This window comes from Streptomyces roseus (genome assembly GCF_001044425.1).
Taxonomy (GTDB): domain Bacteria; phylum Actinomycetota; class Actinomycetes; order Streptomycetales; family Streptomycetaceae; genus Streptomyces; species Streptomyces roseus.
In genome coordinates this window covers 284,884-295,873 of sequence record NZ_LFML01000068.1, presented here as the reverse complement: position 1 = coordinate 295,873, position 10,990 = coordinate 284,884, and the positions used below count along the sequence as shown (strand labels likewise).

The 10,990-nt window shown below is 71.0% G+C and carries 8 protein-coding genes; 5 read left to right on the top strand and 3 right to left on the bottom strand.

What is annotated here, in order from left to right; genetic code table 11:
* Positions 1-104 precede the first annotated feature (104 nt).
* The 4 genes from ACS04_RS18365 to ACS04_RS18350 are packed head-to-tail and all read left to right on the top strand — an operon-like array spanning position 105 to position 4,862.
* Entirely contained in the window at positions 105-1,610 is a 1,506-nt protein-coding gene (locus ACS04_RS18365; RefSeq protein WP_048477704.1) for a bifunctional cytidylyltransferase/SDR family oxidoreductase, read from the top strand.
* 2 nt (positions 1,611-1,612) lie between these two features.
* Entirely contained in the window at positions 1,613-2,440 is an 828-nt protein-coding gene (locus tag ACS04_RS18360; protein ID WP_053080814.1) for a rhamnogalacturonan acetylesterase, read from the top strand.
* Complete coding sequence (locus tag ACS04_RS38205) at positions 2,437-3,246, top strand: Ig-like domain-containing protein (protein ID WP_048477703.1); 810 nt, start codon at positions 2,437-2,439, stop codon at positions 3,244-3,246. The genes ACS04_RS18360 and ACS04_RS38205 overlap by 4 nt, the downstream gene beginning before the upstream one ends.
* A gap of 14 nt (positions 3,247-3,260) precedes the next feature.
* Complete coding sequence (locus tag ACS04_RS18350; RefSeq protein ID WP_048477702.1) at positions 3,261-4,862, top strand: glycosyltransferase family 2 protein; 1,602 nt, start codon at positions 3,261-3,263, stop codon at positions 4,860-4,862.
* 52 nt (positions 4,863-4,914) lie between these two features.
* Here ACS04_RS18350 and ACS04_RS18345 read toward each other — a convergent pair whose 3' ends face one another.
* Complete coding sequence (locus ACS04_RS18345; protein ID WP_053080813.1) at positions 4,915-6,078, bottom strand: hypothetical protein; 1,164 nt, start codon at positions 6,076-6,078, stop codon at positions 4,915-4,917.
* Positions 6,079-6,205: 127 nt separating this feature from the next.
* On the opposite strand from ACS04_RS18345, the gene ACS04_RS18340 reads away from it, so the two are divergent.
* Positions 6,206-7,270 carry an LCP family protein gene (locus ACS04_RS18340; protein WP_048477701.1) on the top strand — a complete coding sequence of 355 codons (1,065 nt, stop codon included), beginning with the start codon at positions 6,206-6,208 and terminating at the stop codon, positions 7,268-7,270.
* Positions 7,271-7,404: 134 nt separating this feature from the next.
* On the opposite strand, the gene ACS04_RS18335 is transcribed toward ACS04_RS18340, so the two are convergent.
* Both ACS04_RS18335 and dxs read right to left on the bottom strand, forming a co-directional pair.
* Positions 7,405-8,901, bottom strand: a complete 1,497-nt coding sequence (locus ACS04_RS18335) for an amino acid permease (RefSeq protein ID WP_048477700.1) — start codon at positions 8,899-8,901, stop codon at positions 7,405-7,407.
* Between the two features lie 130 nt (positions 8,902-9,031).
* The gene (gene dxs / locus ACS04_RS18330) at positions 9,032-10,945 is read right to left on the bottom strand and encodes a 1-deoxy-D-xylulose-5-phosphate synthase (protein WP_048477699.1); all 1,914 of its coding nucleotides are present in this window, start codon (positions 10,943-10,945) and stop codon (positions 9,032-9,034) included.
* Positions 10,946-10,990 lie beyond the last annotated feature (45 nt).

The window sequence follows — 10,990 nt, the reverse complement described above, 5'->3', positions numbered from 1 at the left end:
CCCCGTATAGGCGGACCACCCCCGGGCAGTCGAGTCGCACCGCCCCGCCCACCGCCGTCCGGCACCACCGCCGTACCGCACCCCTCGCTCAGGAAGAAGGAGCCTTGTCCTCCAGGCCCGTCCCCCACCGCACCGTCGCCGTCGTCCTCGCTGGTGGAACCGGCCAGCGCATCGGGCTCGAGATACCGAAGCAGCTGCTCAAGATCGCCGGAAAGCCGATCCTGGAGCACACGCTCCACGTCTTCGAGAACGCGCCGGACGTCGACGAGGTGATCCTCCTGATGACGCCCGCGTACGTGGAGGACGCCCGCCGCATCGTCGAGCGGGCCAAGCTGGGCAAGGTCACCCGGGTCCTGGCGGGCGGCTCGACCCGCAGCGAGACCACGCGGATCGCCATCGAGGCCGCGGCCGCCGGTCTCGGCGAGGGCGAGGACTGCAACCTCCTGTTCCACGACGCCGTCCGCCCGCTGCTCTCGCAGCGCGTGGTGCGCGAGTGCGTGGAGTCCCTGGAGCGCTACCAGGCCGTCGACGTCGCGATCCCCTCCTCCGACACCGTCATCGTGACCCGCACGCACGGCAGCGACGGCGAGTTCATCACGGAGGTCCCCGACCGCTCCCGGCTGCGCCGCGGCCAGACCCCGCAGGGCTTCCGGCTCTCCACGATCCGTGCCGCGTACGAGCGGGCGTCCGCGGACCCGTTCTTCCAGGCCACCGACGACTGCTCGGTCGTCGTCAAGTACCTGCCCCACGTCCCGGTCCACATCGTCACCGGCGACGACTACAACATGAAGGTCACCCAGCCGGTCGACGTCTTCATCGCCGACAAGCTGTTCCAGCTCGCCTCCCACGCCGCGCCCGCCCAGGCCGGAGAGGCCGCGTACCGTGAGCAGCTGCGCGGCAAGACGATGGTGGTCTTCGGCGGCTCGTACGGCATCGGCGCCGACATCTCGCGCATAGCCGAGGGCTTCGGCGCCCGCGTCTTCGCGCTGGGCCGCTCCACCACCGGTACGCACGTGGAGAACCTCGACCACGTCGAGGAGGCCCTGGCCAGCGCCTACGCCGAGACCGGCCGCATCGACTACGTCGTCAACACCGCGGGCGTGCTGCGCATCGGCCGCCTCGACGAGACCGACAACGACACGATCCGCGAGGCGCTCGACGTCAACTACCTCGCCCCCGTCAACATCGCCCGGACCTCGTTCAAGTACCTCAGCGAGACCCGGGGCCAGCTGCTGCTCTTCACCTCCAGCAGCTACACCCGCGGCCGCGCCGAGTACAGCCTGTACTCCTCCACCAAGGCCGCCATGGTCAACCTGACCCAGGCGCTGGCCGACGAGTGGGCCGAGGACGGCATCCGCGTCAACTGCGTGAACCCGGAGCGCACGGCCACCCCGATGCGCACCAGGGCCTTCGGCCAGGAGCCCTCGACCTCGCTGCTCACGTCCGAGTCCGTCGCCCTGACCTCCCTGGACGTTCTGCTCTCCGAGATGACCGGCCACGTCATCGACGTACGCAAGCAGGACCCGACCACGACGCCGGCGCAGCGCTCCGGGTTCGAGGCGGCGCTGGCGTCCGTGCTGATCCAGACCACGGAGGACCAGGAGTTCTAGGCGTGACGTACGCACCCGGACAGCAGGAGCGGCCGGCCGCGCCCCGAAGGATCTTCGTGGCCGGCGACTCGGTCGCGGTCACCCGTCCGTACAGCTACCTGCCGATGGCGGGCTGGGCCCAGGCCCTGCCCCTCTTCCTCACCGACGCGGTCGAGGTCGTCAACTGTGCCCGCGCCCGGGCGAGCTCGAAGAGCTTCCGCGAGCGCGGCAGGCTCCAGTGGATCCTCGACACCATGGAGGCCGGGGACTACCTGCTGTTCGGCTTCGGCCAGACGGACGGCAAGCCGGACCCGGAGCTGCACACCGACCCGTTCACCACGTTCCTCGAACACATGCGGGCATATGTGGACGGCGCGCGGGAACGCCGGGGACACCCGGTGATCTACCTTCCGTACGAGCGGCGGCGGATCGACCGGCACGGCAACGTGGCCCGGCCCCTCGGCGACTACCCGGTCGCCGCACGCCGGCTGGCCGAGGACGAGCACGTCCCGGTCGTGGACATGTACGGACAGAGCCTGCAGTGGTGGGAGGAGCTCGGGCCGGAGGCGACCAAGTCCGTGTTCACGTACCTGCGCCGCGGCGAGCCCCTGCTCAGAGACGTCCTGGACGGGGACAACGTGCAACTGCGGGCCGAGGGCGCCATCGAGTGCGCCCGGTTCGCCGTCCGCAGCATGCTCGAACAGGGCGTCATCCCGTCCCACTGGGTCCGGGACCTCGAGCGCACACGCTTCTCTTACGACGAGATGGGCTGGCTGGACGAGGAGACGTTCAGACGGCACACCGCGTCCCGTGTGTCACAGTTCCCCGGCACCGAGGAGTCCGGCACGTGAACCACCTCCTGCGCCGGGGCCAGGCCGTCGGGGACGAGCCGTCCCACGGCGCGGTCTATGCGGCCCTGTACTGCTCCGCCGACCCGCGCCGCGGCGTGGCACCCGGTGAAACACTCCAGCTCGGTCTTTCCGTCGCACCCGACCACGGTGCCCCGCGCGGATGCGCCTACATACTGGAGGCGCCACTGGCCGATTCCGCCGACATCGTCGCCGTCCAAGGGCTTGAATACTTCCCCCGGCAACGCTGGTTCCGGATCCGAGCCGAAGCCGGCGAGAACGGTACCGGCGTCCTGCAGCTGCGGGTCCACGACAAGGCCGCCGCACCCCTGATCCGGCCCCAGATCGTGGTCGCCGTCCCGGACGCCTCGGGCCGTAAGCTGATCCGGACGGCCAAGCTCGATGCCGACGCGCTGCCGCTGCGGCCACCGATGGCCCGGAGCCTGCGCATCGCGGCGGAGACGGGTCGGCCGGGCACGGTGAACGTGCTCTCGGGCGCCCCGGCGGGCAGCTCGGCCGTCTCCGTGACGCAGCCCCGCGGCGGTGAGGCACAGCTCTCGTACGACGGCTGGGCGACGTACACCCCTGGGCCCTCCTTCACCGGGTTCGACCGCTTCACGTACACGGTGGCCACCCCGGGCGGCGAGCAGCAGACCTCGCACGTGAACGTCTTCGTGGGCTCCCTGGAGCAGACACCGGGTGTCTTCCCGGCGCAGCCCGCGGGCGAGGCCTTCCGGCCCTGGCAGTGGCCCGAGCTCGGCGGGGAGATGCCCTGGCCCGGACCCGGGCAGCCCGCGCGGAACCGATGAAGGAAGACAGGACCATGAACACCGCCGCCCTGCGACCCACAGACGTCAAGGACGTGACGGTCGCCGTCCGGGTCTCCAACCAGGCCGCCGCGCTCGACGCCTGCCTGGCCTCCGTCGCAGTTCAGTCCATCGGAACGGATCGGCTGGAGGTCATCGGGGTCGACGACGGGTCGACGGACGAGAGCGGGTCCGTCCTGGCCCGTGCGGCCCACCAGTACTCCTCGTTCCTCCGCGCGGGGCAAGTCTCGCCGGGGCTGAGCCCGGCCGGGGCCCGCAACTGGTCGCTGAGCCAGGCACGCGGACGCTACGTGATCTTCCTCGAAGCCACCGACCGGCTGACGCCCGACGCACTGGAGCGGATGGTCGCGGCGGCCGACGCATACGAGGCCGATGTGGTCTTGGGCAAGCTGGAGAGCGCGGGCCCCCATCCGGTCGAGACCGCGATGTTCCGCAAGAACCAGGCCTACAGCGATCTGTACGCCTCGCGCGTGTACTGGTCGCTGACCCCGGACAAGCTGTTCCGCACCAGTCTGCTCCAGCGCCGCGGGCTGGCCTTCCCCACCGACATGCCGGTCGGCGACGACCAGGCCTTCACGGCCCTCGCCCTCATCGGCGCGGACAACGTCGCGGTCGTCGGCGACGCGACCTGCGTGGTCAAGGGCGCCTCGCCGCAGGAGCGGACGGCGCTGCCGGACCAGGTGGCCCTGGCGTCGCGGATGCTGGCGCTGGTCGCCTCGCAGCTGCCCGAGGGGCCGCGCCGGGACAAGCTCCAGTCGCGCCACTTGGAGGTGGAGCTCGGCAAGGCGACCGCGGACGCGCTGCTCTCCGCCGCGGACGCGACGGAACGGGACCAGGCGCTGTGGGCCGCCGCCGAGGTGCTGCGCACCCAGGCCACCCAGGGCGCGCTGGCGCTGCTGCCGCGCATGCTGGCCGTGCGGTTCGCCCTGCTGGCGCAGGGCCGCTTCGCCGAGGCGCAGCGGATCGCCGCCTTCGAGGCGGACAAGGACCGGCCGGTGGTGCGCAAGACGGTGGAGAACGGCCGGGTGTTCACGACGCTGCCGTTCTTCCGCGATCCGCAGGTCGCCCTGCCGGACGAACTCTTCGACATCACGGACGACATGACGGTCAGCCACCAGCTGCAGAAGGCCCGCTGGGAAGGGCCGGTGCTGACGCTGGAGGGTTTCGCGTTCTACGAGCAGCTGTCGACGAAGGACCGCACCACCCGTGTCGTCCTGCGGGAGCGGACGAGCGGAGCGCATGACAGCTACGCGGTGACGGGCCGCCGGGACGACACGCTGACCAACGCCAAGGGCAAGCCCCGTGCGATGGGCCGGTTCTCGGCCCGGGTCAACCTGGCGCAGACCTCGGGAGGCTGGCCGCTGGAGCCCGGCACCTGGGACCTGTACCTCGCGGTCGGGTTCGAGGGGGTGAGCCGGGAGGTGCGGCTCGGGACGAAGCGCGCCGCCGATCTGGACACCACCGCCCGGATGCCGGTGCCGATCGGGACGGCGCCAGATGCCCCGGGCATGGAGCTGGCAGCCACCCCGTACTACACGGAGTCCGGCGGTCTCAGCATCGAGGTGTCCCGGCGAACGCCGCTGCCGCGGCGGGCCTGAGCCCGGGGACGCCGAGGGCCAGACCTTCCGCCCCGGGCCGAAGGCCCCAGCCTCAGGCGGCCTCCCAGGGCCCGAACACCAGCCCCGGCTGAGTGGTGTCCTGGCGGGTGCAGATCAGGGCGCCCCGCGCGTCGAAGGCGGCCACGACGATGCGGCCCGCCGCGTCGACCGCCACCTGGGGGGCGTACGCGCCGTGGCCGCCGAGGGAGACCCACCACGTGCCGTAGCCCTCGTTCTCGGTGACGTAGGCGGTGAGTTCGATGTCGCCCTCGGCGCCGGTCTGCGCGAGCACCGTGCAGTCGTAGCCGCCGATGACGGCCCGTACGACTCCAGGTGCTCCGCTCCCGCCCGCGCCGCCGAGGCCCATCAGGCCGCCCTGGACGCCCTGTCGGGCGGCCCGCCAGGCGACGAGTGAGCCGTCGCCCGGGTAGCGCCAGAAGTAGGTCACCCGGCGCGGGCCCGTCTCGCAGACTGCGGGGGTGCCGGGGACGACCGGGGTGGGGATGCGGTCCGCGAGGGCGAAGCGGCCCTGTCCGATGCCCGACCACCGGTCCGCGCCGGCCGGGCCGAGGAGGAGCATCTCCAGTTGCCCGCCCTCGGGCATCAGCGGGGTCACTCCGCTCTCGTACGGCTCCGGGGCCACCTGCTTCCAACCGCCCCACGCTCCCTCGGCGTTGCGGCTGCGGCGCAGCACGCCGCCCCGGCGCAGCGAGACGAGGACGTGCGTGGCGCCGGAGCGCTGGTTGACGGCGATGCGCGGCGGGCCGGTCAGCCGGTCGTCGGCGGGGCCGCCGCGCACGGCGGGGATACCGAGACTGTGCCATTCGGTCAGGGGGCGGCCCGTCTGGAACTGGGTGGCGACGACTATTTCCGACCGCCCCGGGCCCTGCCCACCGTCGGAGCCGTCCCGGCCGGTCCGTACGGCCACGAAGTGCACGTACCCCTCGCGGCTCTGCGCCATCGCGGCGGCGCCGGTCCAGCCCTCTACGTCGAAGGTGTCCGGGCCGGTCCAGCCGGTGCGGGGCGCCGCGGCCTCGGTCCAGCGCAGCAGGCCGTGCGGGGTGCAGGCGTAGGCCGTCAGACGGCCGTCGCCACCCTTGAACAGCCAGTTTCCGGCCGGTGGCGCGGAAGGGCGGGACCCCGGTCCGCCGGGGGGTGCATCCTGCGTCGCGCGGACGGAAGTGGTGCCCCGGCCTCCGCTTTTGCCTCGGACCACGCCGCTCTTCACCCTTCTGCCGAGAATGTCCCCTGCTCGAGCAGCCCGGTTCCCCACCGGAGAGAACCAGCCACTCGAAAGTGTGTCTTATGATGCACCCCATCGATAATAGAAGGGCCCTGCCTCCATGACCGACCTGCCCTCTGCCACCTCTCCTTCCTCCCGGCGCAGGCGGCGGCGCGGCGGCAGGCGTGCCCTGCGGATCGTGCTGCTCACGGTGGCCCTGCTCGTCCTCGCCCTCGCCGGCGGCGGCTGGTGGGCGTACAGCCACCTCAACGGCAACATCGACAGCGTCGACCTCGACCAGGCCCTCGGCGACAACCGCCCGAAGAAGGTCGTCGCGGGCGCGCAGAACGTCCTCGTACTCGGCTCCGACTCGCGCGCCGGCGCCAACGGGGACCTCGACCACGGCGACGTGAGCGGCGCCCGCTCGGACACCGCCATGCTGGTGCACATACCCGAGGGCCGGTCCAGGGCCACTGCCGTGAGCATCCCGCGCGACACCCTGATCAGCCGGCCCGAGTGCAAGGACGCCGACGGCAAGACCGTCAAGCCGGCGAACCGGGTCATGTTCAACTCGGTCTACTCGGTGGCCGGTCCGGCCTGCGTGGTCAAGACCGTGGAGCAGATGTCCGGGATCCGCGTGGACCACTTCGTCGAGGTCGACTTCGCCGGTTTCAAGGGCCTGGTGGACGCGCTCGGCGGGGTCACCGTCACCCTGGACAAGCCGATGAGCGGCGCCAAGGGCGGGCTCAAGCTGGACGCCGGCACGCACCGGCTCAACGGCGCCGACTCGCTCAAGTTCGTCCGTACCCGCTACGGCTACGGGGACGGCAGCGACCTCGGGCGCATAGGCCTCCAGCAGCAGTTCATGATGGCGATGCTGTCGGAGATCAAGAAGCAGGACGCCCTCGGCAACCCTGCCCGGCTCTACAAGCTGGCCGACGCCGGGACGAAGTCGCTGACGACCGACTCCGACCTGGCCTCCCTCACCTCCCTGGCCGACTTCGCCCAGAGCATGAAGGGCGTGGACCCGGACACCATGGAGACGATCATGCTCCCGGTCGCCTACGACAAGGTGGACCCGAACCGCGTGGTCGTCGCCGAACCGCAGGCGGGCAAGGTCTGGGAGGCCCTGCGCACCGACCAGAAGATCCCGGCCGACGCCAAGAACTCCCCCGCCAAGGGCTGAGACCAGGGCCGAGACGAAGGCCGAGACCAGCACCGAGAACGCCGCAGCGCCCCACGCACGAAGAAGCGGGCCGTACGGGAACACCTCTCCCGCACGGCCCGCTTCCGGTACTCCAAGTCCTGGTACTGCGCGTCCTAATACTCCGCGTTCTGGCCGGACTTGCCGAGGCGGCTGTGCTGACGGCCGTACAGGAAGTAGACGACGAGGCCGATGAGCATCCAGATGCCGAACCGGATCCAGGTCTCGGCCGGCAGGTTGAGCATCAGCCACAGCGAGGCCGCGATCGACAGGATCGGGATCACCGGCACCCACGGGGTGCGGAACGCCCGGTGCAGGTCGGGGCGGGTCCGGCGCAGGATGATCACGCCGAGGGCGACGAGCACGAAGGCGAACAGCGTGCCGATGTTCACCAGTTCCGCCAGCTTCTCCAGGCTGGTGAAGCCCGCGACGATCGCGATGATCCCGCCGAGCAGGATGGTCGCACGGTAGGGGGTGCGGTACTTGGGGTGGGTGACGGAGAAGACGCGCGGCAGCAGACCGTCACGGCTCATCGCGAAGAACACGCGGGTCTGGCCGAGCAGCAGGATCATGCTCACGGTGATCAGGCCGACGGCCGCCCCGAGGCTGATGGCACCGGAGAAGAAGGGCTGGTTCACCGATTTGAAGGCTTCGGCCAGCGGCGCGGTCGGCGACATCTCCGAGTACTTCTGCATGCCGGTGACCACCAGCGTCACGGCCACGTAGAGGAACGTGCAGATCAGGAGCGAGCCCAGGATGCCGCGCGGCATGTCCCGCTGGGGGTTCCTCGTCTCCTCCGCCGCGGTGGCCACGACGTCGAAGCCGATGAAGGCGAAGAAGATGAGGGAGGCCGCCGTGAAGATGCCCATGACGCCGAAGTTGGTGGGCGCGTAGCCGAACATCAGCTGGACCAGCGGCGCGTGCAGGCCGCTGCCCGCCTCCTGTGGCTGGGCCGGCGGGATGAAGGGCGAGTAGTTGTCGGCCTTGATGAAGAACAGGCCCGCGATGATGACGAGCAGCACCACGGCGACCTTGATCGCGACCACGATCGCGGTGATCCGCGCCGAGAGCTTCGTCCCGACGACCAGGATCACGGTCAGCACGAGGATCAGCAGGAAGGCCAGCAGGTCGAAGCTGCCTCCCGCGTCCGGCCCTTCCAGCGCCTTGGGCAGGTCCCAGCCGAGGTTGGTGTGCATGAGGTGGCGCACGTACCCGGACCAGCCGACCGCCACGACGGCGGTGCCGAGCGCGAATTCGAGCACCAGGTCCCAGCCGATGATCCAGGCGGGCAGCTCGCCGATCGAGGCGTACGAGAAGGTGTACGCCGATCCGGCCACCGGCACCGTGGAGGCGAACTCGGCGTAGCAGAGCGCCGCGAGGGCGCAGACGATGCCCGCCGCGACGAAGGCCAGGGCGGTGGCGGGTCCGGCGTTGTTCCGGGCCGCGATGCCCGTGAGCACGAAGATGCCGGTGCCGATGATGACGCCCACGCCGAAGACCGTCAGGTCCCAGGCGGAGAGCGACTTGCGGAGGGCGTGTTCCGGCTCCTCCGTGTCACGGATGGACTGCTCCACCGTCTTGGTGCGGAAGACGCTGTTCAGGTCCTTGCTCACCGACGCACCTCCGACGGGCGACGACGTACGCGAACGGGCCGGGAGGCCCACCCCTCAAGGGTGATCTCCCGGCCCGTGACGTGCAACCGCGCGATCCGTCGTGGCCGGTTGCGGCCGGTTGCGGCCGGAGTCAGTCGACTGCGGTGGCCGGCTCGCTGTCGTAGCGCCCGTCCAGCTTGGCGACCAGGCCCGTGACCTGCCGGGCGATGTCCGGGGCGGTCAGGCCGATCTCGGCCATGATCTCCTTGCGCAGGGCGTGGTCGAGGAAGCGCTGCGGGATGCCGAAGTCGCGCAGCGGTACGTCGACGCCCGCGTCCCGCAGTGCCTGCGCGACGGCGGAGCCCACGCCGCCGGTGCGGCCGTTGTCCTCGACGGTGACCACCACGCGGTGCCGCTCCGCGAGCGGGGCCAGTGCCTCGTCCACCGGCTTGACCCAGCGGGGGTCGACGACGGTCGTGGAGATGCCCTGCTTGTCGAGCAGATCGGCGATCTCCAGGCACATCGGCGCGAGTGCGCCGACCGAGACCAGCAGTACGTCCGGGGTGACCTCGGCGCCCGGGGCGCGCAGTACGTCCATGCCGCCGATGCGGCCGACGGCCGGGACGGCCGGGCCGACGACGCCCTTGGAGTAGCGCACGACGGTCGGGGCGTCCTTGACCTCGACGGCCTCGCGCAGCTGCGCGCGCAGCTGCTCCGCGTCGCGCGGAGCGGCCAAGCGCAGGCCGGGGACGACCTGGAGGATGGACATGTCCCACATGCCGTTGTGGGAGGCGCCGTCGTCACCGGTGACGCCGGCGCGGTCCAGGACGAAGGTGACCCCGCACTTGTGCAGGGCCACGTCCATCAGGACCTGGTCGAAGGCGCGGTTGAGGAAGGTCGCGTACACCGCGAAGACCGGGTGGACGCCGCCGGTGGCCAGGCCCGCCGCCGAGGTGGCGCCGTGCTGCTCGGCGATGCCCACGTCGAAGATCCGGTCCGGGAAGGCCTCGGCGAACTTGTTGAGGCCGACCGGGTGGAGCATGGCGGCGGTGATGCCGACGATGTCCGGGCGGTCGTGGCCGAGCTTGACCATCTCGTCGGCGAAGACGGAGGTCCAGCTGGCGGCGGCGGTCTTGACCGGCAGGCCGGTGTCCGGGTGGATCACGCCGACCGCGTGGAAGCGGTCCGCTTCGTGCTCCAGGGCCGGGGTGTAGCCGCGGCCCTTCTGGGTGAGGCAGTGCACGATGACCGGGCCGCTGAAGCGCTTGGCGCGCTGCAGGGCGGACTCCAGGGCCTCGATGTCGTGGCCGTTGATGGGGCCGATGTACTTCAGGCCCAGGTCCTCGAACATGCCCTGCGGGGCGATGAAGTCCTTGAGGCCCTTCTTGGCGCCGTGCAGGGTCTCGAAGAGCGGCTTCCCGACGACCGGGGTGCGCTCCAGGAGCTCCTTGCCGCGGGCCAGGAAGCGCTCGTAGCCGTCCGTGGTGCGCAGGGTGGCCAGGTGGTTCGCGAGGCCGCCGATGGTCGGGCCGTACGAGCGCTCGTTGTCGTTGACGACGATGACGAGCGGGCGGTCCTTGGCGGCGGCGATGTTGTTCAGCGCCTCCCAGGCCATGCCGCCCGTCAGCGCGCCGTCGCCGATGACGGCGGCGACGTGGTGGTCCTCGCGGCCGAGCACCTCGTTGGCCTTGGCCAGGCCGTCGGCCCAGCCCAGGACGGTGGAGGCGTGCGAGTTCTCGATGACGTCGTGGTCGGACTCGGCGCGCGAGGGGTAGCCGGACAGGCCGCCCTTGGTGCGCAGTCCGCCGAAGTCCTGGCGGCCCGTGAGCAGCTTGTGGACGTAGGCCTGGTGGCCGGTGTCGAAGAGGACCTTGTCCTTGGGCGAGTCGAAGACCCGGTGCAGGGCGATCGTCAGTTCGACCACCCCGAGGTTGGGGCCGAGGTGCCCGCCGGTCTTGGAGACGGCGTCGACGAGGAAGGACCTGATCTCGGCGGCGAGCTGGTCGAGCTCCTCCAGGCTGAGCCGGTCCAGATCGCGCGGTCCCTTGATGCGGGTCAGCAGCACCCGTGCCTCCTTGCAGTTGCTTGCTGGTCTGTCGAGTCTAATGTT